The sequence below is a fragment of the Pseudomonas sp. B21-012 genome (genome assembly GCF_024749305.1).
In the GTDB taxonomy this organism is placed as follows: Bacteria; Pseudomonadota; Gammaproteobacteria; order Pseudomonadales; family Pseudomonadaceae; genus Aquipseudomonas.
In genome coordinates this window covers 4,092,598-4,114,537 of sequence record NZ_CP087197.1, presented here as the reverse complement: position 1 = coordinate 4,114,537, position 21,940 = coordinate 4,092,598, and the positions used below count along the sequence as shown (strand labels likewise).

Annotated in this window: 20 protein-coding genes and 1 pseudogene; 12 read left to right on the top strand and 9 right to left on the bottom strand. The window is 63.5% G+C overall.

Going from position 1 to position 21,940, the window contains the following annotated elements:
- Window positions 1–265: 265 nt before the first annotated feature.
- Genes LOY37_RS18705 through LOY37_RS18695 form a run of 3 tightly spaced genes read right to left on the bottom strand, consistent with a single transcriptional unit; the run spans window position 266 to window position 1,296 of the window.
- Window positions 266–598 carry a hypothetical protein gene (locus LOY37_RS18705; RefSeq protein ID WP_045194984.1) on the bottom strand — a complete coding sequence of 111 codons (333 nt, stop codon included), beginning with the start codon at window positions 596–598 and terminating at the stop codon, window positions 266–268.
- Entirely contained in the window at window positions 595–972 is a 378-nt protein-coding gene (locus LOY37_RS18700) for a phage holin family protein (protein WP_045194982.1), read from the bottom strand. Before LOY37_RS18700 ends, LOY37_RS18705 begins: the two co-directional genes overlap by 4 nt.
- A gap of 9 nt (window positions 973–981) precedes the next feature.
- Entirely contained in the window at window positions 982–1,296 is a 315-nt protein-coding gene (locus tag LOY37_RS18695; RefSeq protein WP_045194981.1) for a YqjD family protein, read from the bottom strand.
- A 301-nt stretch (window positions 1,297–1,597) separates the two neighbouring features.
- Between LOY37_RS18695 and LOY37_RS18690 the strand changes: the two genes are divergently transcribed.
- Window positions 1,598–2,806 (top strand): ammonium transporter, encoded by a 1,209-nt coding sequence (locus LOY37_RS18690; RefSeq protein ID WP_195884697.1) that lies wholly within the window; start codon window positions 1,598–1,600, stop codon window positions 2,804–2,806.
- A gap of 5 nt (window positions 2,807–2,811) precedes the next feature.
- Here the strand turns inward: LOY37_RS18690 and LOY37_RS18685 are convergent, their stop codons facing one another.
- The gene (locus LOY37_RS18685; protein WP_093380714.1) at window positions 2,812–4,770 is read right to left on the bottom strand and encodes a monovalent cation:proton antiporter family protein; all 1,959 of its coding nucleotides are present in this window, start codon (window positions 4,768–4,770) and stop codon (window positions 2,812–2,814) included.
- A gap of 178 nt (window positions 4,771–4,948) precedes the next feature.
- On the opposite strand from LOY37_RS18685, the gene LOY37_RS18680 reads away from it, so the two are divergent.
- The 4 genes from LOY37_RS18680 (at window position 4,949) to LOY37_RS18665 (ending at window position 7,052) form a co-directional block, all read left to right on the top strand.
- On the top strand, window positions 4,949–5,185 hold the full coding sequence (locus LOY37_RS18680; RefSeq protein ID WP_123565427.1) for a glutaredoxin family protein: 237 nt from the start codon (window positions 4,949–4,951) through the stop codon (window positions 5,183–5,185).
- Between the two features lie 93 nt (window positions 5,186–5,278).
- On the top strand, window positions 5,279–5,710 hold the full coding sequence (locus LOY37_RS18675; protein ID WP_258715493.1) for a D-Ala-D-Ala carboxypeptidase family metallohydrolase: 432 nt from the start codon (window positions 5,279–5,281) through the stop codon (window positions 5,708–5,710).
- Between the two features lie 92 nt (window positions 5,711–5,802).
- Window positions 5,803–6,114, top strand: a complete 312-nt coding sequence (locus tag LOY37_RS18670; RefSeq protein WP_045194969.1) for a hypothetical protein — start codon at window positions 5,803–5,805, stop codon at window positions 6,112–6,114.
- A 50-nt stretch (window positions 6,115–6,164) separates the two neighbouring features.
- Window positions 6,165–7,052, top strand: a complete 888-nt coding sequence (locus tag LOY37_RS18665) for a pseudouridine synthase (RefSeq protein ID WP_093380723.1) — start codon at window positions 6,165–6,167, stop codon at window positions 7,050–7,052.
- Between the two features lie 42 nt (window positions 7,053–7,094).
- Here the strand turns inward: LOY37_RS18665 and LOY37_RS18660 are convergent, their stop codons facing one another.
- From LOY37_RS18660 to acnA, 3 genes are all read right to left on the bottom strand, one after another.
- A complete protein-coding gene (locus LOY37_RS18660; protein WP_045194965.1) occupies window positions 7,095–8,660 on the bottom strand; it encodes a PAS domain-containing methyl-accepting chemotaxis protein in 1,566 nt (521 codons plus the stop codon).
- A gap of 190 nt (window positions 8,661–8,850) precedes the next feature.
- Complete coding sequence (locus LOY37_RS18655) at window positions 8,851–9,627, bottom strand: CPBP family intramembrane glutamic endopeptidase (protein WP_258715492.1); 777 nt, start codon at window positions 9,625–9,627, stop codon at window positions 8,851–8,853.
- A gap of 151 nt (window positions 9,628–9,778) precedes the next feature.
- The gene (gene acnA, locus LOY37_RS18650) at window positions 9,779–12,520 is read right to left on the bottom strand and encodes an aconitate hydratase AcnA (protein WP_258715491.1); all 2,742 of its coding nucleotides are present in this window, start codon (window positions 12,518–12,520) and stop codon (window positions 9,779–9,781) included.
- A 253-nt stretch (window positions 12,521–12,773) separates the two neighbouring features.
- Here acnA and rlmM point away from each other — a divergent pair, with 253 nt between their 5' ends.
- Window positions 12,774–13,838 (top strand): 23S rRNA (cytidine(2498)-2'-O)-methyltransferase RlmM, encoded by a 1,065-nt coding sequence (gene rlmM, locus LOY37_RS18645; protein ID WP_045194959.1) that lies wholly within the window; start codon window positions 12,774–12,776, stop codon window positions 13,836–13,838.
- Between the two features lie 51 nt (window positions 13,839–13,889).
- Window positions 13,890–14,132: a sulfurtransferase TusA gene (gene tusA / locus LOY37_RS18640; protein WP_045194957.1), complete on the top strand. Its 243-nt coding sequence runs from the start codon at window positions 13,890–13,892 to the stop codon at window positions 14,130–14,132.
- On the opposite strand, the gene LOY37_RS18635 is transcribed toward tusA, so the two are convergent.
- Window positions 14,129–15,526 (bottom strand): MATE family efflux transporter, encoded by a 1,398-nt coding sequence (locus tag LOY37_RS18635; RefSeq protein WP_258715490.1) that lies wholly within the window; start codon window positions 15,524–15,526, stop codon window positions 14,129–14,131. The genes tusA and LOY37_RS18635 overlap by 4 nt on opposite strands.
- 142 nt (window positions 15,527–15,668) lie before the next feature.
- On the opposite strand from LOY37_RS18635, the gene pdxB reads away from it, so the two are divergent.
- Both pdxB and LOY37_RS18625 read left to right on the top strand, forming a co-directional pair.
- Entirely contained in the window at window positions 15,669–16,811 is a 1,143-nt protein-coding gene (gene pdxB, locus LOY37_RS18630) for a 4-phosphoerythronate dehydrogenase PdxB (protein WP_258715489.1), read from the top strand.
- 343 nt (window positions 16,812–17,154) lie between these two features.
- A complete protein-coding gene (locus LOY37_RS18625; protein WP_258715488.1) occupies window positions 17,155–17,304 on the top strand; it encodes a hypothetical protein in 150 nt (49 codons plus the stop codon).
- A gap of 338 nt (window positions 17,305–17,642) precedes the next feature.
- Here LOY37_RS18625 and LOY37_RS18620 read toward each other — a convergent pair whose 3' ends face one another.
- On the bottom strand, window positions 17,643–17,819 hold the full coding sequence (locus tag LOY37_RS18620) for a PA1571 family protein (protein WP_176794234.1): 177 nt from the start codon (window positions 17,817–17,819) through the stop codon (window positions 17,643–17,645).
- Window positions 17,820–18,096: 277 nt separating this feature from the next.
- Between LOY37_RS18620 and LOY37_RS18615 the strand changes: the two genes are divergently transcribed.
- The 3 genes and pseudogenes from LOY37_RS18615 to LOY37_RS27645 all read left to right on the top strand — a co-directional run bounded on the left by LOY37_RS18615 (window position 18,097) and on the right by LOY37_RS27645 (window position 21,693).
- Window positions 18,097–19,866 (top strand): ABC transporter transmembrane domain-containing protein, encoded by a 1,770-nt coding sequence (locus LOY37_RS18615; RefSeq protein WP_258715487.1) that lies wholly within the window; start codon window positions 18,097–18,099, stop codon window positions 19,864–19,866.
- A gap of 210 nt (window positions 19,867–20,076) precedes the next feature.
- Window positions 20,077–20,808: pseudogene (locus LOY37_RS27650) on the top strand (methyl-accepting chemotaxis protein); the annotation flags it as partial.
- Window positions 20,809–20,925: 117 nt separating this feature from the next.
- Window positions 20,926–21,693, top strand: coding sequence for a methyl-accepting chemotaxis protein (locus tag LOY37_RS27645; RefSeq protein ID WP_408980731.1), 768 nt, complete (start codon window positions 20,926–20,928; stop codon window positions 21,691–21,693).
- Window positions 21,694–21,940 lie beyond the last annotated feature (247 nt).

The following is a 21,940-nucleotide window of genomic DNA, read 5'->3' as shown; positions in this document are numbered from 1 at the left end:
TTCTCGCCCCACCAGTGGGCCCTGCGCTGCGCTTCGGGTTCCCTCGCTCCGGTGTCGCTACGGGGCATTGCGAACTTCGAGTTGCAAGCAACTCTACGTTTCGCAACTTCGGCTCACGCCGAAGGTGCTGCGCACTCGCCCCTTCGCAACACCTGCACTCGGCCCTTCTGGTTAACGGGGCCGGTGGATCAAGATCAAAAGCAGATCAAGATCAAAAGCAGATCAAGATCAAGGTCAAGATCGCAATGCACTTCGCTCTTGCTTTTTAACGCTTGCTACCAGCCCCTTGCATGGCCAGTTTCAACAATGGAATCAAGCTGGTCCCCAGGCGCACCAGGCGGCTGACGCTGCCGCTGCGGGCGCCTTTGCCGGTCAGGAAGCCCAGCAGCACCACGGCGCCAATACCCCACAGCGGCGCGTGCTTGATGCCCAGGCCGCCTTGCAGCGAGTCGCCCATGGCGCGCAAGCGGGTCAGGGGGTTGAGCAGTTGCCCGGATTCGTGGCGAATTTCCTGGCGGTGCATCTCCAGGCGCAGGCGTACCAGGGCCTTGCGCAATTCGCGGCGGTTGGTGGTTTGCGGCAGTTCTGGCAGGCTCATGGCAACAGGCGCTCCCGGTCCTTGGCAAGTTCTTCGAGGGTCGAGCTGAACGGCGACGATTCATCGAACACCGCTGCCTTCAGGCGCAGGCCGCAAAACACTGCGGCAAGCCCGTAAAACACGCACAGGCCGATGATGCCGGCCAGGCGGTAGCTGTCCCAGAGCATCACCAGCACCAGGCCGGAGAGGGCGGTCAACAGCAGCAGGGCAAACACCAGGGCCAGCCCGGCGAACAGCAGCAGGCTCAGGGTTCGGGCTTTCTGCTCCTGCAGCTCGATGCCGAACAATTCGACATGCCCATGCAACAGGCCCAGTACTGCCGCGCCCAGGCGCTTGCTGGAGGGGCCGGCACCGGCCAGTGGTTCGCTTTCCATGCTCGGTCCTCAGCGGCGGGTGGCCAACAGGCCGATCAGAAACCCTACGCCGGCGGCAATGCCGATCGACTGCCAGGGGTTGCTCTGCACGTAGTCTTCGGTGGCGCTCAGGGCCGCCTGGCCGCGCTCGCGGACCGAGTCCTGGGTCAGTTGCAGGGTTTCCCGGGCGCGCAGCAGGCTGTCGTGGATCTGCTCGCGCAGGTCGTCGGCCTGATCGCCGGCCAGGGTTGCAGTGTGTTCCAGCAGCTTCTCGGTATCGCGTACCAGGGCCTGGAAGTCAGCCATCAATATGTCTTGAGCAGTCTTTGCCGATTTGCTGGCCATGGGGCTCTCCCTAACAGTGTGTGTGGCTATTTCGAGTCGTGGGCGCGGGCGAAGGTTCAAGTGCAATTGGCTGGTACAGCTTTTGCTTTGCCTTGGTGCGCCAGGACCGGTGCCCGCGCCGATTGTGGGCGCGGGCCCTTACCGGACCTGTAAACCTTAACCCAATCCACGACAAACCCAAGGAAAAACTCCCGTATCACCCGGATCGGCCAGGGAGGTGGCCGTCACAACGATCCAGGCTGGTGCACCAAGGAGTACTTCTGGGCTGTCTTGGTGCTTTTTTTGCAGGCCTGCCGACTCCATGGAAAATTTGCAAAGCGCGGTGGACACCCTGGTCCACGGTTCCAACACGCTGTTCATCCTGCTGGGGGCGGTGATGGTCCTGGCCATGCACGCAGGCTTCGCCTTCCTCGAGGTGGGCACGGTGCGGCACAAGAACCAGGTCAATGCCTTGTCGAAGATTCTCAGCGACTTTGCCGTCTCGACCCTGGCGTACTTTTTTGTCGGCTACTGGATCTCCTATGGCGTGAGTTTTCTCCAGCCGGCCCAGGTATTGAGCCAGGAGCATGGCTATAGCCTGGTGAAGTTCTTCTTCCTGTTGACCTTTGCCGCAGCCATTCCGGCGATTATCTCCGGTGGCATTGCCGAGCGGGCGCGCTTTGCCCCGCAATTGTGCGCCACGGTGCTGATCGTTGCCTTCGTCTATCCGTTTTTCGAAGGCATCGTCTGGAATGGCAACTTCGGCCTGCAAGCCTGGCTGACGGCACGCTTTGGCGCAGGCTTTCATGACTTTGCCGGCTCCGTGGTGGTGCATGCCATGGGCGGCTGGCTGGCGCTGGCGGCGGTATTGTTGCTGGGGCCGCGCAACGGCCGCTATCGCGACGGCAAGCTGGTGGCCTTTGCGCCGTCGAATATTCCGTTTCTTGCCCTGGGTTCGTGGATTCTGATTGTCGGCTGGTTCGGCTTCAACGTCATGAGCGCGCAAACCCTGCAAGGGGTTAGTGGCCTGGTGGCGGTCAATTCCTTGATGGCCATGGTCGGCGGTACTGTCGCCGCCTTGCTGGTCGGGCGTAACGACCCGGGCTTCCTGCACAACGGCCCGCTGGCCGGGCTGGTAGCGGTGTGCGCAGGTTCTGACCTGATGCACCCGGTGGGGGCGCTGGCCACCGGGGCGATTGCCGGGGCCTTGTTTGTCTGGTGTTTTATTGCCGCGCAGAACACCTGGAAGATCGACGACGTACTGGGCGTGTGGCCGCTGCATGGTTTGTGCGGGGTATGGGGCGGGATCGCCTGTGGAGTCTTCGGTCAGAGCGCGCTGGGTGGTTTGGGTGGGGTGAGCCTGGCCAGCCAGCTGATCGGCAGCCTGGCCGGGGTGCTGGTGGCGTTGCTCGGTGGCTTTGCCGTATATGGCAGCATCAAGTTGCTGCACGGCTTGCGCCTGAGTCAGGAGCAGGAGTACTACGGCGCCGACCTGTCGATTCACAAGATCGGCGCCACCAGTCAGGACTGAACGGCTCAGCGCCCGGCGAGCAAGCGCGCCTCGCAGGCTTCTACCGCGCTCAATGGGCCGCTGACCAATACGGCATCGCCGGCGTGCAGGCAGGTGCCGGTGTCGACATTCAGCTCCTCGCCCTGGCGCTGCACCGCCTGCAACTCAACGCCCAGTTGCTCCAGGCCCAGCTCGCTCAAGGGACGGCCGCAGGCGTAGGCTTCGGCGCCGAGGTTGACTGCGTGCATCATCGCCTTGGGCAGGCCCTCGCTGTCGACCGGGCTGGTCTGGGCGCCATGGTAGAAGGCATGCAGCAAGCGGTAGCGGGTCTTGCGTACTTCATCGACACGCTGCTGCACCTGCTCTTGCGGCAGGCCGAGCATGACCAGGGCGTGGGAGGCCAGCATCAGGCTGGATTCAAGCAGCTCCGGGACCACCGCCGTGGCGCCGGCGGCGCGCAGTTCTTCACGCTGGCTGTCATCACGGGTTCGCACCAGGATCTGCACCTGGGCGTGCCGCTCGCGGGCGGCTTTCAACACGCTCAGGGCAATGTCGGTCTTGTCCACGGCAATCACCAGCAGGCGCGCGCGTTCAAGGCCGATGGCGGTGAGCAGTTCGCCGCGCCGCGAGTCGCCGTAATGCACGCAGTTTTCCCCGGCGGCAGCTTCCTGAACGCGCACCGGGTCGTCATCCAGGGCAATGAAGGCGATGTTCTCGCGCCGCAGGAAGCGCCCGATCGATTGGCCGACGCGGCCGTAGCCGCAGATCAGCACGTGGCCATTCATTGCCGCGCTTTGCGCTTCGATCTCTTCCAGGTGGATCTCCTGGTTGGGCTTGCGGTGCAGGCGGGCGGCGATGCTCGGCGCTGCGCGCAGCAGTAGCGGGGTGACCAGCATCGAGCAGAAGGTCGCGGCCAGCAGCAGGTTGCCCAGCTCTTCTGGCAGCAGGCGGGTCTGTTGCATCTGCGCCATCAGGGCGAAACAGAACTCGCCACCCTGGGCCAGGGCCAGGCCGCTGCGCCAGGCGGTCTCGGCATCACTGCCGCGCAAGCGCACCAGGGCGGCCACCACCACACCTTTGATCAGCAGCAGGGCGAGGGTCAGGGCAAGCAGCTGCCAGCCGTGGCTGGCGAACAACTGCAGGTCGATGAGCATGCCGATACTGACGAAGAACAGCCCGAGCAAAATGTCGCGGAACGGGCGGATATCGGCTTCGATCTGATGGCGATAATTGCTTTCACCCAGCAACATGCCAGCGAGAAACGCGCCCAGGGCCGGGGACAACCCCAGCAGGTGGGTCAGCCAGGCGGTCAACAGCACGATCACCAGCGCCAGCAAGACGAACAGCTCAGCTGAGTGCGAGCTGGCCACCTCATGGAACAGCCGCGGCAGCAGCCAGCGGCTGGCCAGCAGCAGGCCGAAGAAGAGGATCACGGTCTTGCCCAGGGTCAGCGGCAAAGCCCAGTACCAGGCCTGGCCGCCTTGACCGGCAAACACCGGGACCAGGGTCAGCAGCAGCACCGCCACCACGTCCTGGAACAGCAGCACGCCGATGGCATTCTGGCCATGGCTGCTGAAGATTTCGCCAAGGCTGGTCAGCTCCTTGCTGACGATCGCCGTCGACGACAGCGCCAGGCCTGCGCCGAGCATCAGGGCGACGTTGGGTTGCATACCGAGCAGCACCAGCAGGCCGGCGAGGAGGATGCTGGTGCAGATCACCTGCAGGCTGCCGAGGCCAAACACCACCTTGCGCAAGGCGAGCATTTTCGACAGGGAAAATTCCAGTCCCAGGGAAAACAGCAAAAACACCACACCCATTTCAGCCAGGTCCGGCAGCTCTTCGCTTTCGTTGACCCAGTCCAGGGCGGTAGGGCCGACGAACAGGCCGACACACAAATAGCCAAGTACCGGTGGCAACTTCAGGCGCCGGAAGAACGCGATGACGACCAGCGATGAGGCCAGGATGATCAACAGGTTGGCAAACACAAAACACTCCCTTGCGAAAACAGCGGAAAAACCATTAAGTCTGAACGACTTGCGCGATTTGGCCGTTGATGTACATCAGCACTTCATTGCCGTTGGCCGGCTTCAGGGGCGGCGCTCGACTGGCCCCGATTGCAGACCTAGAATAATGATCCGTTCCTACAGATGCTGGTACCCATAAATGCCTCCTGAATGCCAATTGTTCGGCACCTTGGGTTGTCACCTGTGCGAAGTGGCCGAGGCGCTGCTGATGCCGTTTGTCGAGCATGGCCTGATGGTCGAACTGGTCGATATCGCCGAGCACGAGGGGATGATCGACACCTATGGCCTGCTCATTCCGGTGCTGCGTAGATGTGATACCGGTGCAGAGTTGAACTGGCCGTTTGACCCTGAACAGGTGGTGACCTTCTTGCAGTAAAGCAGGGGGCGCGGGGAGCGGCTTCCTGTCGTGCGTTGATTCAAGGGTGCGAGGACAATCCCTGGCGAATACACAATGCCAAGGAATGGTCCCATGCAGCTGTCCGCACATTTTTCCCTCGCCGAGATGATTACCTCGGAGACTGCCGCTCGTCGTGGTATCGACAATACCCCCGAAGCGCAGGTCATCTGTAACCTGCAACGACTGTGCACTGTGCTTGAAGAGGTTCGCAGCCTGGTCGGTCGGCCGATTAGAGTCAGCAGCGGCTACCGTTCGCAGGTCCTCAACAAGGCAATCGGTGGCTCGCCCAGGAGTGCGCATACCCTCGGCCTGGCGGTGGATATCAATGTGACCGGGCTGGCGCCGAGCGAACTGGCCAGGCGAATCAAGGACAGTGAGGTGATGTTCGATCAGTTGATCCTCGAATACGACCAGTGGGTGCACTTTGGCCTCAGCACGCAAGTGCCACGCCGTCAGGTGCTGACCATTCGCCGCGGTAGTGGCTACCTGCCGGGTCTGGTCTGACAGCTGTCGTCTGATTGACGCAGGCGACTTCTCTGAATATGCTGTATATAAATACAGTAAAGGGATGGCGCTTGCGTCGAGGGTCCGGATCAATGGTCAATGTCGAACAACTGAAATACTCCGTCAATCGCATGGCTGTCGAGGTCGTGAGTGAAGCGGTGCTCGAGTTGCGCCTTGACGGCCTGGTGCTGGAAGGCAAGACGCCGTTCAATAAAGTGCATTTCAATACCTGCTTCGCCGAGATCGAGGCGCTGTTCCAGCGCGCGGGTTACCACCGGCCGCTGGATGTGGTCGGTTACCAGGGGTTGTTGTACGCCCTTTACGACCCCGGCCGCTGGGAGGCGGTCGAGGTGCTGCGCTGGCTCAAGGAGTTCACCGAGGCTGCAGCCACCGAAGCTGGCTGAGCGGGCGGGCATGGGCGATAATGCCCGGTCCTTTCGTCCTGAGTGTTCCCATGGCCACGCCTCCCTTCGATCCGGCACAGCATCAAGCCAGTACTGTCTGCCTGCCGCCCGGCAACTGGGCGACGGTGGTCGATTGCCTGAGCGAGCACTTCAAGGCCATCGGTCGCGAGCAGTGGCTCGATCGTATCGCCCGCGGCCGGGTGCTCGATGCCCAGGGTGCGCCGATCAATGCCGCGCTTGCCTACCGTCCGGGCCTGCGCATTCACTACTTTCGTGAAGTGCCGAACGAAAAACCGATCCCGGTCGAAGAGGCCATCCTGCACATCGATGAGCACCTGGTGGTTGCCGACAAGCCGCATTTCCTGCCAGTCACCCCGACCGGCGAGTATGTCGAGCAGACCTTGCTGCGCCGGCTGATCCGCCGCCTGGACAATCCCCACCTGGTGCCCTTGCACCGCATCGACCGGCACACCGCCGGGCTGGTGCTGTTCTCGGCCAACCCGCAGAGCCGTTCGGCCTATCAGTCGCTGTTTCCCAACCGGCAGATCGACAAGCGCTACCAGGCCATCGCCCGCGCCTTGCCCGAGCGTGATTTTCCACTGGTGCACAAAAGTCGCCTGGTCAATGGCGAGCCGTTCTTCCGCATGCAGGAAGTGGAAGGGGTAAGCAACAGCGAAACCCTCGCCCAGGTGCTGGAGAAGAATGGCGAGCTGTGGCGCTACGGGCTGTCGCCGGTGACCGGCAAGACGCACCAGCTGCGCGTGCACATGACCGCCCTGGGCGCGAGCATTTGCAACGATCCGTTCTATCCGGACATCGTTCAGGGGCCGGACGACTACAGCAAGCCGCTGAAACTGCTGGCGCACAGCCTGCGTTTCAATGACCCGTTGAGCGGTGCAGAGCGATACTTTGAAAGCCGGCTGACGCTCGACTGGTAAGGCGGGGAGCCGCGCACCGCCAATGGCGATGCGCGGCCGGGCTTAGCGGTTGAAGCGTTCCACCAGCGAGTACTGGCTGGTGGCGGTGCGGGTCAGTTCTTCGCTGAGCAGCGCCGAGTGCTGGGCCTGTTCCGAGGTCTGGTCGGCCAGTTGGGCGATGGTGCTGATGTTGCGGCTGATCTCGTCGGCCACCGCAGTCTGCTCTTCAGTGGCAGCAGCAATTTGCGTGGCCATGTCGGTGATGTTGGCTACGGCTTCGCTGATGCCGACCAATGCCTGGTCGGCTTCCATTACCCGTGCAACGCCTTCTTCAGCCTGGCGATGACCGCTTTCCATGGTCTGCACGGCGCTGTTGGCAGTCTGTTGCAGTTTGGCGATCAGGCCGTGGATCTGCCCGGTGGATTCGGCGGTGCGTTGCGCCAGCTGGCGCACTTCGTCGGCCACTACGGCAAAGCCGCGGCCCATCTCACCGGCCCGGGCCGCTTCGATGGCGGCGTTCAGGGCCAGCAGGTTGGTCTGGTCGGCAATGCCCTTGATCACATCGACCACGCCACCGATTTCGTCGCTGTCGCGAGCCAGCTGAGTCACGGTCAGGCCGGTCTCGCCGACGGCAGCCGACAGGCGCTGGATGGCTTCGCGGGTTTCCCCGGCGATGTCACGGCCGCGCCCGGTCAGGCGATTGGCTTCCTGAGTGGCATCGGCCGTGCGCTGGACGTGGTTGGCCACTTCCTGGGTGGTGGCGGCCATCTGGTTGACGGCGGCGGCAACCTGTTCGGTTTCCACGCGCTGGCGTTCCAGGCCCGAGGAGCTGTTGTGGGCCAGGGTATCGGACTGGCGCGCCTGCTCGTTGAGGTGCTCGGCGGTATCCTGCAGGCGGGTCAGGCAGGTTTTCATCCGCGCATCCTGGCTGAGCATGGCCATTTCCAGGCGCGCCTGCACGCCGCGGCTGTCGGTGTACATCTGCGCGATCAGCGGGTCGGAAGTGGCTTGTTCGGCCAGGCGCAGCAGGCGCTTGAGGCCGCGTTGCTGCCAGCTCAGGCCAAGCAGGCCGAGCGGCACCGAAAGGCCGGCTGCCAGGGCAAAGCCCCAGGAATGGCCGAGCCAGTTGCCGATCAGGAAGCCGATCTGGCTGATGAGGATGAACGGCAGCCAGTCCTGCACCACCGGCAGCCACTTGTCGCGGCGCGGAATGGCCGGCTTGCCCTGGTTGATGCGCTGGTACAGCGCTTCGGCGCGGCGTACCTGTTCGGCGGTGGGCTTGACCCGCACCGATTCGAAGCCCACCACCTGGTTGCTCTCGAACACCGGCGTAACATAGGCGTTGACCCAGTAATGGTCACCCGACTTGCAGCGGTTCTTGACGATGCCCATCCATGGCAGGCCTTGCTTGAGCGTGGTCCACATATGCGCAAACACAGCAGGCGGCACATCCGGGTGGCGGACCAGGTTGTGCGGTGCGCGCATCAGCTCCTCGCGGGAGAAGCCGCTGATTTCGACGAAGGCGTCGTTGCAGTAAGTGATAACGCCCTTGGCATCAGTGGTCGAAATCAACCGTTGCTGAGCTGGGAAAGTCCGTTCGCGCTGGGTAATCGGCTGGTTGTTACGCATTAGCTGTTCAATCCGCAAGGCTTTCGAGAGGTATCGGCACGCCGGGGGTTTTGTTGAATGAATATTTGCAGGGCTTGATTTCGATCAATGAGTCCTGATCTGACCTGCGCTAAGTCACTCGTGCAAAGTTCAACAAATTAGCTGCATTCTTTCATGTTTTTGACACAAAAGTCAGCTAATGACCGCAAGTTCACAACGGCGCCAGCATCGGGTAACTGAAACCGGCGAAATGCGCCAGGTTCAGGCCGAAATGGCAGAGTACTGCGGCGAAAATACCGCCATAACGGTACGCCAGGCCGTAGCCGACACCGGCAAGCCCAGCCAGCAGCACCCATTGCCAGCCGCCACCGAGATGGGCCAGGCCGAACAGGCTGGCGGCCAGCAGCAGGGCCAGGTTCTGGTTTTTCAGCAGGCGCTGCAGGCCGCCCTGGATGTAGCCGCGAAACAGCAGCTCTTCGGTCAGGCACACCAGCAGCAGGTTGTTCATGGCCCAGATCCACGCCTGTTCAGGCCACTTCGGCGCCCAGGCGATCATTGCCAGCAGCCAGGCGCCGCCCAGGCAGACCGCGATGACCAATGGCAAGGTCCAGGCCAGGCTCGCCAGTGGGCGCTTGTTCTTCAGGGCCAGCACCCAGGGGCACGCCAGCAGCAGCCAGAAGCCGATCAGCGGCTTGTCGAGGTTCAGGTACATGGAGAAGGGCAGGGCTTCGCTGCTAAAACGCACCTTGTCGATGACCTTGGCGCCGCTGAAACCGGGCAGCATGTGCAGGGCCAGGGCAAAGGCCAGGAGCACGAACAGGGCATGGCCGACCAGCTTTTGCCAGAGGCTTGCGCGGCGTACCAGCAAGCCTGCACACAGCAGGGCAATCAGGGTGGGCAGGGCCAGCAGGCCGAGGTTGCCCTTGAGCAGGGCGAAGAGGTAACCGAGGCCGAGCAGCGCCAGGCCGATCCATTGCGGGGCAAGCATGAGACATCCTTTGAAAAGCAAAACGTGAAACCTTCGACTGCGCTTTTACAATCGAGGACACGCCACTCGGCCATCCTTTGGCCATTACTGCTTATCGTACGTGGTCTGCTCCATCAGGCATAGGCCCGGTCACAGGGACCGGGCCGTTACTTCAGGCTGCGATCAATTGCCGCAGTACATAATGAAGAATCCCGCCGGCCTTGAAGTACTCCACTTCATTGAGGGTATCGATGCGGCACAGCACTTCGATCTGCTCCTGGCGACCGTCCTCGCGGGTGATCTTCAGGTTCAGGGTCATGTGCGGCTGCACCTGTGCATGGCTCAGGCCAAGAATGTCGATGCGCTCGCGGCCGTCCAGGGCCAGGCTCTTGCGGTTCTGCCCGGGCTTGAATTGCAACGGCAACACGCCCATGCCCACCAGGTTGGAGCGGTGGATGCGTTCGAAGCTCTCCGCCAGCACCGCCTTGACCCCCAGCAGGTTGGTGCCCTTGGCGGCCCAGTCGCGGCTGGAGCCGGTGCCGTATTCCTGGCCGGCAATCACCACCAGTGGCGTGCGATCGGCCTGGTAGCGCATGGCCGCGTCGTAGATCGCCATCTTCTCGCCGCTGGGCACATAGAGAGTGTTGCCGCCTTCTTCACCGCCGAGCATCTCGTTGCGAATGCGGATATTGGCGAAGGTGCCGCGCATCATCACTTCATGGTTGCCCCGGCGTGAGCCGTAGGAGTTGAAGTCGTGCGGCTCGACGCCTTTTTCCCGCAGGTAACGTCCGGCCGGGCTGTCGGCCTTGATGTTGCCGGCCGGGGAAATGTGGTCGGTGGTCACCGAATCGCCCAGCAGGGCCAGGACCCTGGCGCCGTGAATATCCTCGATGACCGGCAGCGGCCCGGTAATGTCGTCAAAGAACGGCGGATGCTGGATGTAGGTGGAATCGTCCTGCCAGACATAGGTGGCCGCCTGCGGTACTTCGATGGCTTGCCATTGGGCGTCGCCGGCAAATACCTCGGCGTACTCCTTGTGGAACATCGCGGTATCGACGCTGGCCACGGCGTCGGCAATTTCTTTCTGGCTGGGCCAGATGTCGCGCAGGTACACCGGCTGGCCATCCTTGCCGACGCCCAGCGGTTCGCGGCTGATATCCACGCGCACGCTGCCGGCCAGGGCATAGGCGACCACCAGCGGTGGCGAGGCCAGCCAGTTGGTTTTCACCAGCGGGTGAACGCGGCCCTCGAAGTTGCGGTTGCCCGAGAGCACCGAGGCGACGGTGAGGTCGGCGCTGGTGATGGCTTTTTCGATGGCGTCGTCCAGCGGGCCGGAGTTGCCGATGCAGGTGGTGCAGCCATAGCCCACCAGGTCGAAGCCCAAGGCGTCGAGGTATTGGGTCAGGCCGGCGGCCTTGTAGTAGTCGGTAACCACCTTGGAGCCGGGGGCCAGCGAGCTCTTGACCCAGGGCTTGCGCTGCAGGCCTTTTTCCACTGCCTTTTTCGCCACCAGCCCGGCTGCCATCATCACGCTGGGGTTGGAGGTGTTGGTGCAGGAGGTGATCGCCGCGATCACCACCGCGCCGTTTCTGAGCAGGTGTTGCTGGCCCTGGTATTCATAGCTGACTTCACCGGCCTGGTCGGCATTGCCCACCGCCACGCCGCCACCGCCTTCGCTTTCAAGGCGACCTTCTTCCTTGCTCGAGGGCTTGAGTTGCAGGCCGATGAAGTCATCGAAGGCCTGGCTGACATTGCCCAGGGCGACGCGGTCTTGCGGGCGCTTGGGCCCGGCCAGGCTCGCTTCGACTTCGTTCATGTCCAGGGCCAGGGCGTCGGTGAACACCGGCTCCTGGCCGGGCAGGCGCCACAGGCCCTGGGCTTTGCAGTAAGCCTCGACCAGTTTCACCGTGGCTTCAGGACGGCCCGACAGGCGCAGGTAATCGAGGGTGATCTGGTCGACCGGGAAGAAGCCGCAGGTGGCGCCATACTCCGGTGCCATATTGGCGATGGTGGCGCGGTCAGCCAGGGGTAGGTCGGCCAGGCCGTCGCCGTAGAACTCGACGAATTTGCCGACCACGCCTTTTTTACGCAGCATCTGCGTGACGGTCAGCACCAGGTCGGTGGCGGTGATGCCTTCGCGCAGCTTGCCGGTCAGCTTGAAACCGATCACTTCCGGGATCAGCATCGACACCGGCTGGCCGAGCATTGCAGCCTCCGCCTCGATACCGCCGACACCCCAGCCGAGCACGCCCAGGCCGTTGATCATGGTGGTGTGCGAGTCGGTGCCGACCAGGGTGTCGGGGAAGGCGTAGGTGCGCCCGTCTTCTTCACGGGTCCAGACGGTGCGCCCCAGGTACTCGAGGTTGACCTGGTGGCAGATACCGGTGCCCGGCGGCACCACGCTGAAGTTGTCGAAAGCATTCTGGCCCCAGCGCAGGAAGGCGTAGCGTTCGCCGTTGCGCTGCATTTCGATGTCGACGTTCTGGGCAAAGGCCTGCTGGCTGGCGTAGCGGTCGACCATCACCGAGTGATCGATGACCAGGTCCACCGGCGACAACGGGTTGATCCGCTGCGGGTCGCCGCCGGCCTTGGCCATGGCCGCGCGCATGGCGGCGAGGTCGACCACCGCCGGTACGCCGGTAAAGTCCTGCATCAGCACCCGCGCCGGGCGGTACTGGATTTCGCGGTCGGAACGCCGCTCCTTGAGCCAGTTGGCCAGCGCCGAAAGGTCGCCGCTGGTGACGGTCTTGCCGTCTTCCCAGCGCAGCAGGTTTTCCAGCAGCACTTTCAGCGACATCGGCAGGCGCTGCAGGTCGCCGAGGCTATGGGCGGCGTCGGGCAGGCTGTAATAGTGGTAGAGACGATCATCGACCGTCAGGGTTTTGAGGGTTTTCAGGCTATCGAGCGAGGGCATTACCAACTCCTTCTGCGCCGGTGATCGGCAATCTTCCCTGCTGTCGCCGGTTCACCGCCTCTGTGACAGTCCGCACGGCACGGACCTGGCTGAACGGTCAGGGTAGCCCTGTTTGGCGGACCTGACCATGTACTGGACCGGCCGGAAGTGTCGCAGGTTCCGATCTTCCTTTATCATTCGCCGATTTACCGGCGCTGCGTATTGCGCCCGGTCAGGGTTGGCGGTAATGGCCGTCAGCCGTCCTGGAGTGAAGATGAATACCCTGTTTATGCATTGCCGGCCCGGTTTCGAGAGCGAAGTCTGTGCCGAAATCGCCGAGCACGCCGCGCGCCTGAATGTCGCCGGCTATGCCAAGGCCAAGCCGCAGAGCGCCTGCGCCGAGTTCATCTGCAACGACGCCGAAGGTGCCGAGCAACTGATGCGCGAGCTGCGTTTTGCCCAGCTGATCTTCCCCCGGCAATGGGCCCGCGGCGCGTTCATCGAGCTGCCGGAAACCGACCGCATCAGCGTTCTGCTCGAGGCCCTGGCCGATTACCCGCAGTGTGGCAGCCTGTGGCTGGAGGTGATGGACACCAACGATGGCAAAGAGCTGTCGACCTTCTGTCGCAAGTTCGAAGTGCCGTTGCGCAAGGCCCTGAGCAAGGCCGGGCGCCTGGTTGAGGATGCGCACAAACCACGATTGCTGCTGACCTTCGTCAGCGGCCGGCGGGTGTTTGTCGGCCTGGCGGCGGCGGATAACTCGGCGATGTGGCCGATGGGTATTCCGCGCCTGAAGTTCCCCCGCGAAGCGCCGAGCCGTTCGACCCTCAAGCTGGAAGAGGCCTGGCACCACTTCATCCCTCGCGATCAGTGGGATGCGCGCCTGTCCGATGACATGACCGGGGTTGACCTGGGCGCGGCGCCGGGCGGCTGGACTTACCAACTGGTCAAGCGCGGCATGCTGGTCACCGCCATCGACAACGGGCCGATGGCTGAGAGCCTGATGGACACCGGCCTGGTCCAGCACCTGATGGCCGACGGCTTTACCTACAAGCCCAGGCAGACCGTGGACTGGATGGTCTGTGACATCGTCGAGAAGCCGGCGCGCAGTGCCGCCTTGCTGGAAACCTGGCTCGGCGAGGGCTTGTGCCGCGAGGCGGTGGTCAACCTCAAGCTGCCGATGAAGCAGCGTTACGCCGAAGTGCGGCGCCTGCTCGAGCGCATCGAAGAGGGCTTCAAGGCGCGCAAGGTCAAGGTCTCGATTGGCTGCAAGCAGCTGTATCACGACCGTGAGGAAGTGACCTGCCACCTGCGGCGCCTGGATCTGAAACCGCGCTGAGGCTGTGGGAGCGGCTTGAGCGACAATAGCTGATTGTTTCCGGAGTTCTACATGACTGACTTCACCCCAGATGCCATCCTCGACGCCACCGGCCTGAATTGCCCGGAGCCGGTGATGATGCTGCACCAGTACATTCGCGACCTGGCCCCCGGCGGCCTGCTCAAGGTGATCGCCACCGATCCCTCGACCCGTCGCGATATCCCCAAGTTCTGCGTGTTCCTCGACCATGAACTGGTCCAGCAGCAGGAAGAGGCGGGCACTTACCTGTACTGGATCCGCAAGAAGCTCGGTTAACGCTTTTCAGCGCGGCGAATGTGCTTGGCGCTGCTGCGCGCCAAGCGAATCGCCAGCATCAGCGCCGCGCAGGTGAGGCCGGCAATCAGGCCTTCCCACAGGCCGTTAGGGCCGCTTGCGGGGCCGAACAGGTCGGTCAGGCCGAGCACGTAACCCACCGGCAAGCCGATGCCCCAGTAGGCGAACAGGGTCAGGATCATGGTCACCCGGGTGTCCTGGTAACCGCGCAGGGCGCCGGCGGCAATCACCTGGATGGCGTCGGAGAACTGATACAGCGCGGCATACACGATCAGCATCGCGGCAATCTGGATCACCGCCGTGTCCGGGGTGTAGATCGAGGCGATGGGCTCGCGCATCAGCAGGATCAGGCTGGCCGAGAAGCAGGCAAACACCAGCGCCGCACCCAGGCCCACCAGGGCGGCGCAGCGCGCCTGGCGCGGTAGCCCGGCGCCGATCGCCTGGCCAACCCGCACGGTCACCGCCATCCCCAGCGAATACGGAATCATGAACAGCAGCGAGCTGATGTTCAGGGCAATCTGGTGCCCGGCCACCACGGTCGGGCCGAGGCTGCCGATCAGCAGGGCAATCACTGCGAAGATGCTCGACTCGGCGAATACCGCGATGCCGATCGGCAGGCCGACGCCGACCAGGCGCTTGATCACCGGCCATTGCGGCTTGTCCAGGCGCACCAGCACGCGGTGGCGGGCATAGGCCGGGGCCCAGTGGGTCCAGGCGGCCATGCTCAAGGCCATGAACCACATGACGATGCCGCTGGCCCAGCCGCAACCGACGCCGCCCAGAGCCGGCATGCCGAAGTGGCCGTAAATCAGTACATAGTTCAGTGGAATGTTCAGCAGCAGCCCGGACAAGCCGATAACCATGCTCGGCCGGGTCCGGCCCAGGGCATCGCTGTAGCAGCGCAACACGTAATAAAGGGCGACACCGGGGAAGCCGAAGGCAATGCCCTGCAAATAGCCCATGCTCGGCGCCACCAGTTGCGGGTCGACTTTCATCACCTGCAAGATCGGTTCGGCGCTGAGCAGCAGGCCACTGGCGATCAGGCCGACGCACAGTGCCAGCCACAATGCCTGGCGCACCAGCGGGCCGATCTCGGCGTGCTGGCCGGCGCCATAGCGCTGGGCAACCTTGGGCGTGGTCGCCAGCAGGATGCCGGTCATCAGCAGGTACACCGGAATCCAGATCGAGTTACCCAGCGCCACGGCTGCCAGGTCGCGGGGGCTGACCCGGCCGGCCATCACCGCATCGACAAAACCCATGGCGGTGGTCGCCAACTGGGCAATGATGATTGGCGTGGCCAGCATCAGCAGGCCGCGCAGCTCGCTGCGGATCCGCGTCGGGCGCGACAGGGCGGGGGTTTGGGTCTCGGCGGTCATCGGTGTCACAAGGCAGGCGTCCACAGGAAAGATGGGCAAAGCCGGCTAGTCTACGCCTTGACGCGGCAGTCAGGAACCTCGCCTGCCTGTGGATCGCCCCACCCGTATCGGCCTACACTGCGCACCCCGATAGGAGAGCGCCATGCTGATTGTTGCTGACGAGAATATCCCGCTGCTCGATGCCTTCTTTGCCGGTTTTGGCGAAATCCGCCGCTACCCCGGGCGAGCGATCGATGCCGCCTGCGTCAAGGATGCCGATGTGCTGCTGGTGCGTTCAGTGACCAAGGTTGACCGCACTTTGCTCGAAGGCAGTCAGGTGAAGTTTGTCGGCACCTGCACCATCGGCACCGACCACCTGGCCCTGGATTACTTCGCCGAGGCTGGTATTCACTGGTCCAGCGCGCCAGGCTGCAACGCCCGCGGGGTGGTCGACTATGTGCTCGGCAGCCTGCTGACCCTGGCCGAGCTCGACGGCGCCAGCTTGCCTGCGCGCACCTATGGGGTGGTCGGCGCCGGGGAAGTCGGTGGGCGTCTGGTCGAAGTGCTGCGCGGCCTTGGCTGGCAGGTGCTGGTGTGCGACCCGCCGCGCCAGGCGCGCGAAGGCGGCGACTATGTGAGCCTGGAGCAGATCATCGAGCAGTGCGACGTCATTAGCCTGCACACCCCGCTGACCCGTAGCGGCGAGCTGCCGACCTGGCACCTGCTGGGCCAGGCGCAACTGGCCCGCCTGCGCCCCGGCGCCTGGCTGATCAATGCCAGCCGCGGCCCGGTGGTCGACAATCAGGCTCTACGCCAGCTGCTGCGCGAGCGCGACGATATCCAGGCGGTGCTCGACGTCTGGGAGGGCGAGCCCCAGGTCGACCTGGCCCTGGCCGACCTCTGCGTGATCGCCACCCCGCATATTGCTGGCTACAGCCTGGACGGCAAGCAGCGCGGCACCGCGCAGATCTACCAGGCGTTTTGCGCCTGGCGGGGCGAACCTGCCGAGGTGCAACTGAGCGACCTGCTGCCACAGCCGTGGCTGGCCGAAGTCGCCTTGCAGGCCGAGACCGATCCGGCCTGGGCCCTCGCGACCCTGTGCCGTGCGGTGTATGACCCGCGCCGTGACGATGCCGATTTTCGCCGCAGCTTGAGCCGCGACCCGGCGCAGCAGAAGGCCGCCTTCGACAACCTGCGCAAGCACTACCCGCCGCGCCGTGAAATCGAAGGCCTGGCCGTGCGCCTGCACGGTGAAGCGCCGCAACTGGCGCAGCTGGTCCGCGCCCTGGGCGGCGTGCTGGTGTAAATAGCGGGCAATAAAAAGGCTCTTCACGGAATCCCGGGTTGGGATGTTGAGGCTGCGAGTTTATCCATTCAGTGTGGGGCTGCTGCTGGCCCCTTCCGCCTTTACGGCGGCCTACTTTTCTCTTGGGAAGAAGTAGGCAAAACCGCTTGCTCCTGCATACGGCCCTACGCTGCGCTTCGGGTCCCCTCGCTACGGCACCTTCCGGGGCATCGCGGCCTACGACTTGCTTCGCAAGTCTACATCTCGCGTCTTCGGCTGCCGCCGAAGGTGCTGCGCACCGCCCCTACAGGCACCTACGCTCGGCCTCCTGAAGTCGCTTTTCGCGGTGCCTGGAAGTACGTGCATGAACATCAAGATCAAGACCAAACAAGTTGGTGCTCGTTTTATCAGCGGGCTTGTCCCGCTCCTGCGGCAGCATGGCTTCGCCAACATCTGCTTTCGTAGATGCGTCAGTGCAGGCGCCGCCCGTAACTTCGCGACTTCAGGAGGCTGAGCGTAGGTGTCTGGAGGGGGCTGGTGCGTAGCACCCTTCGGCCTGAGCCGAAGTCGCGAGACGTAGACTTGGCGAAGCAAGTCGTAGGCCGCGATGCCCCTGGAAGGCACCGTAGCGAAGGAACCCGGAGCGCAGCGTAGGGCCGTATGCTGGAGCGAGCGGTTTTGGTTCCTTTTGCCAAGAACAAAAGGGACCCGCCGAAAGGGCGGAAGGGGCCAACAGCGGCGCCACACCGAATGGATTAGCCCGCAACCCAACCCAAGAATCATAGCCCCCGGGATTCCGTGAAGAACCAATAAAAACCCGGCGCGTGCGCCGGGTTGAAGAATTCGGGTGGGTCAGTCTTTCTTGGCGAGTTCTACCCGGCTTTTTTCCAGCTTCTCGCAGGCCTGCTGGATCATCTCCTCGGTGATGGTGATCTCATTGCCATCCTTGTCGATGATCGTGCCGCCTACCGATGCCTGGGGGTTAGGCGCGGGTTTTTCCTGGGTATTGCCTTGATGTTGCAAGCTCATTTCCTGTCTCCTCATCAGGTTGCAAGCTCAGACTAGAATCGCCTCGTGACCGGCCTGTGACAGCTCCTTCGGTTATCACTGTGCGACGTGTCCAGTCCATCAGAAAGCCGAGTAAACCTCCAGTAGTACTTTAGACCGAAACGGTCTAGCCGGCTGTGGCCTGGGTCTTATATGCCCAGGTTCTGGTTCCGACGCCCAATCATTGCCCGCAGTTCCTTGGCGCTTGATCAACGGTCCGGTGTAGGCTGCTGTAAACAGCGGACAAACGGCGTACTCCATGCTCAACCGGTTTTCTTCACGCCAGCGCCAGGCCCTGCGCCTGGGCTGGCGTTTTATCCGTCCTTACCGCACGCAGGCGCTGCTGGCCTTGCTGGCACTCATCGTTACCGCAGCGATTACCCTGTCCATGGGCCAGGGTATTCGCCTGCTGGTGGACCAGGGCTTCATGACCCAGTCGCCACACCTGCTCAACCAGTCCATCGGCCTGTTCCTGCTGTTGGTGCTGGCCCTGGCGATCGGTACCTTCAGTCGCTTCTATCTGGTGTCGTGGATTGGCGAACGCTGTGTGGCCGATATCCGCCAGCAGGTGTTCGATCATCTGATCTACCTGCACCCGGGTTTTTTCGAAAGTAACCGCAGTTCGGAGATCCAGTCGCGGCTGACCGCCGACACAACCTTGTTGCAATCGGTGATCGGCTCGTCGCTGTCGCTGTTCCTGCGCAACGCGCTGATGGTGCTGGGCGGCATCGTCCTGCTGTTTGTCACCAACCCCAAGCTCACCAGCATCGTGGTGCTGGCCTTGCCGCTGGTGCTGGCGCCAATCCTGATCTTCGGTCGGCGGGTGCGCAGCCTGTCGCGGCAAAGCCAGGACCGGGTCGCCGACGTCGGCAGCTATGTGGCCGAGACCCTCGGCCAGATCAAGACCGTGCAGGCCTACAACCACCAGTCCAGCGACCAGCAGCGCTTCGGCGCCACGGTCGAGGCGGCCTTTGAGGTAGCGCGCAAACGCATCCTCCAGCGCGCCTGGCTGATCACCCTGGTGATCGTGCTGGTGCTCGGGGCAGTCGGGGTAATGCTCTGGGTCGGTGGCATGGACGTGATCGCCGGGCGTATTTCCGGCGGTGAGCTGGCCGCCTTCGTGTTCTACAGCCTGATCGTCGGCAGCGCCTTCGGCACCCTCAGCGAAGTGATTGGCGAGCTGCAGCGCGCTGCCGGTGCCGGCGAGCGGATTGCCGAGCTGCTGGCAGCGCGCAGCGAGATAGTCGCGCCTGCTGACCTGCAGCGCTCGGCGCTGCGGGTCAGTGGCCGGGTCGAGTTGCAGGGCATCCGTTTTTCTTATCCATCACGGCCAACATCGCCGGCCATCAATGACCTGAAGCTTACTGTCGAGCCCGGCGAAACCCTGGCCCTGGTCGGGCCGTCGGGGGCGGGCAAGTCGACCCTGTTCGACCTGTTACTGCGTTTTTACGACCCGCAGCAAGGGCGCATCCTGCTTGATGGTCAGGACATCAGGTGCCTCGATCCGCAGGACCTGCGCCGCCACTTCGCCCTGGTAGCGCAGAACCCGGCGCTGTTCTTTGGCACGGTGGAGGACAACATCCGCTACGGGCGTGCCGATGCCACGGCCGAACAGGTCGAGGCTGCTGCCCGCAGCGCCCATGCCCATGAGTTCATCTTGCAGTTGCCCAAGGGCTATCAGACTCACTTGGGTGACGCCGGCCTTGGCCTCTCGGGCGGTCAACGCCAGCGCCTGGCGATTGCCCGGGCCTTGCTGGTGGATGCACCGATTCTGTTGCTGGACGAAGCCACCAGCGCCCTCGACGCGCAGAGCGAGCATTTGATCCAGCAGGCGCTGCCGACCCTGATGAGCGGGCGCACCACCCTGGTGATCGCCCATCGCCTGGCCACGGTGCAGCATGCCGACCGCATTGCGGTGATTGATCAGGGCCGGCTGGTGGCCATCGGCACGCATCGCCAGTTGATTGCCCAGAGCCCCTTGTATGCACGGCTGGCGGCGTTGCAATTCAATAACGTGACGGAAATGTGACAGCGTCCTACAGACTGTCACATTTCTGTAGCAATCCCTTGAGACTATCTGTTCCAGCTGTTGCGTAATGCTCGAACCTGGCTGCTATCGATCGATGGCAGCTTTTTTTTGGCCTGCCGTCAGTGGCCAGTGAACGAGGACAGGGACGTCTTTGCCTGGTTGGCGCCGAGTGGCGCCGCTCCCTTATTCCTTGTTCCGGGACTTCTTCCGATGTTGCGTAAATCCCTCAGAGTGCAAATTCTCGCCCTGCTCGGCGGCAGCCTGGCGGCGATCCTGCTGATCGCCCTGGTGTGCTTTCAGTTGTTGTCCTCCAGCGTGCGCGGCTACGGCCAGCTGATCGACGGGCCATTGCAGGCGTCGCAGTTGATCGATGAAGCCAACCTGCAGTTCAAGGTTCAGGTCCAGGAGTGGAAGAACGTGCTGCTGCGCGGCAAGCAGCCCGCCGAGCTGGACAAGTACTGGCAGCAGTTCCTGGCCCGTGAGCAGCAGGTGCAGGGCATCCTTGACCAGTTGATCGCCCGCAGCGAGCAGCCGCTCAAGGGCCGTGCCGAGCAACTCAAGGCCAGCCACCGACAGTTGGGTCAGGCTTACGCACAGGGGCGTCAGGCGTTTCTGGCGGCGGGCGCTGATCCTGTTGTAGGCGATCAGGCAGTCAAAGGTGTTGACCGCGCTGCCAGCGAGCAAATGAGTGAGTTGGTCAGCCAGTTGCGCAGCGATGCCCAGGCGCGTGCCCAGACCATCAACCAGTCGGCAGAGCGTACGGTCTGGCTGGGGCTGCTGGTGATGTTCGGCTCGGCGTTGCTGGTCGGGCTGTTCAGTCTGTGGCTGGTCAACCGCAGCCTGATCGAGCCGATCCGTGGCTTGATCGATTATGTCGCGCAGTTGAGCCAGGGGCGCTTCGCCGCGCGGGTCGCCAGCGATCGCCAGGATGAGCTGGGGCGGCTGGCGGTGGCGGCCAATACTCTGCGCGACTTTCTTGCCGACACCTTCAGCCGCCTGCAGCGCAATGCCGGTGAGCTGGAAAGCGCCAGCGGCGAGCTGCGCGGCATTGCCGGCAACATGGCCCGAGGCACCGACGACCAGTTCCAGCGTACCGACCAGGTCGCTACGGCCATGCATGAAATGTCGGCGACCGCCCAGGAAGTCGCCCGCCATGCCGCCGACGCCGCGCGCGCCGCCGATGAAGCCGACCACAGCGCCCAGGCCGGCGAGCAGGTGATGCAGGCAACCATTGCCACCATTGCCGGGGTCAACCAGGAAATTGCCGACACCGCCAAGGTGATTCGCCATCTGGAAGCCGACAGCGACCGTATCGGCAAGGTGCTGGAAGTGATCCGCGCGATTGCCGAGCAGACCAACCTGCTGGCGCTCAACGCCGCCATCGAGGCGGCACGGGCCGGTGAGGCCGGACGCGGCTTTGCCGTGGTCGCCGATGAGGTGCGCAGCCTGGCCCAGCGTACGGCCGCGTCGATTGCCGAAATCAACCAGATCATCAGCGCCGTGCAGTCCGGCGCCGTGGCGGCGGTAAAAGCCATCGAGAGTGGCCGGCAGCGCAGCGAGGAGGGCGCCGAGCAGGTGCAGCAGGCCGGGCAGATGCTGCAGCGCATCACCGTTGCCGTCGAGGCTATCCGCGACATGAACCGACAGATCGCCACGGCGGCGGAAGAGCAGACCAGTGTTGCCGAGGACATCTCGCGTAACCTGGTGGAAATTACCCGGATTGCCACCACCAACCAGCAGGCGGTGCAGCAGACCGAGCAGGCCGGGCAGCACTTGCACGGCTTGTCCGGGCAGTTGGGGGAGGTCACTGCGCGCCTGAGTGCTTGAGCAAAAGCGGGGGAAATCCGCCACATCCAGCGGTAAAGGCCCGGCAATGTGGCGGATTGTCGCCAGCTAAACCGTTAAAGTTGGGGTGCGACGACACGTCCTAGCTATTAGCCGTTGGTCTTGTAAAAGTTGGCCCGCTTCCTGCTTTAAGGCGACCCACCCTGACAGCGGCGGCCATGCCCCGCGTCTGGCGTGACGACCGTTCCCGATCCATCGAACAACCCCAGCCGCCATCCAGTGCGCGGGT

Bases quoted from the DNA above. Each gene is read 5' to 3' on its own strand.
- LOY37_RS18705 (WP_045194984.1), bottom strand. From the start codon at position 598: ATGAGCCTGCCAGAACTGCCGCAAACCACCAACCGCCGCGAATTGCGC.
- LOY37_RS18700 (WP_045194982.1), bottom strand. From the start codon at position 972: ATGGAAAGCGAACCACTGGCCGGTGCCGGCCCCTCCAGCAAGCGCCTG.
- LOY37_RS18695 (WP_045194981.1), bottom strand. From the start codon at position 1,296: ATGGCCAGCAAATCGGCAAAGACTGCTCAAGACATATTGATGGCTGAC.
- LOY37_RS18690 (WP_195884697.1), top strand. From the start codon at position 1,598: ATGGAAAATTTGCAAAGCGCGGTGGACACCCTGGTCCACGGTTCCAAC.
- LOY37_RS18680 (WP_123565427.1), top strand. From the start codon at position 4,949: ATGCCTCCTGAATGCCAATTGTTCGGCACCTTGGGTTGTCACCTGTGC.
- LOY37_RS18675 (WP_258715493.1), top strand. From the start codon at position 5,279: ATGCAGCTGTCCGCACATTTTTCCCTCGCCGAGATGATTACCTCGGAG.
- LOY37_RS18670 (WP_045194969.1), top strand. From the start codon at position 5,803: ATGGTCAATGTCGAACAACTGAAATACTCCGTCAATCGCATGGCTGTC.
- LOY37_RS18665 (WP_093380723.1), top strand. From the start codon at position 6,165: ATGGCCACGCCTCCCTTCGATCCGGCACAGCATCAAGCCAGTACTGTC.
- LOY37_RS18660 (WP_045194965.1), bottom strand. From the start codon at position 8,660: ATGCGTAACAACCAGCCGATTACCCAGCGCGAACGGACTTTCCCAGCT.
- LOY37_RS18655 (WP_258715492.1), bottom strand. From the start codon at position 9,627: ATGCTTGCCCCGCAATGGATCGGCCTGGCGCTGCTCGGCCTCGGTTAC.
- acnA (WP_258715491.1), bottom strand. From the start codon at position 12,520: ATGCCCTCGCTCGATAGCCTGAAAACCCTCAAAACCCTGACGGTCGAT.
- rlmM (WP_045194959.1), top strand. From the start codon at position 12,774: ATGAATACCCTGTTTATGCATTGCCGGCCCGGTTTCGAGAGCGAAGTC.
- tusA (WP_045194957.1), top strand. From the start codon at position 13,890: ATGACTGACTTCACCCCAGATGCCATCCTCGACGCCACCGGCCTGAAT.
- LOY37_RS18635 (WP_258715490.1), bottom strand. From the start codon at position 15,526: ATGACCGCCGAGACCCAAACCCCCGCCCTGTCGCGCCCGACGCGGATC.
- pdxB (WP_258715489.1), top strand. From the start codon at position 15,669: ATGCTGATTGTTGCTGACGAGAATATCCCGCTGCTCGATGCCTTCTTT.
- LOY37_RS18625 (WP_258715488.1), top strand. From the start codon at position 17,155: ATGAACATCAAGATCAAGACCAAACAAGTTGGTGCTCGTTTTATCAGC.
- LOY37_RS18620 (WP_176794234.1), bottom strand. From the start codon at position 17,819: ATGAGCTTGCAACATCAAGGCAATACCCAGGAAAAACCCGCGCCTAAC.
- LOY37_RS18615 (WP_258715487.1), top strand. From the start codon at position 18,097: ATGCTCAACCGGTTTTCTTCACGCCAGCGCCAGGCCCTGCGCCTGGGC.
- LOY37_RS27645 (WP_408980731.1), top strand. From the start codon at position 20,926: ATGGCCCGAGGCACCGACGACCAGTTCCAGCGTACCGACCAGGTCGCT.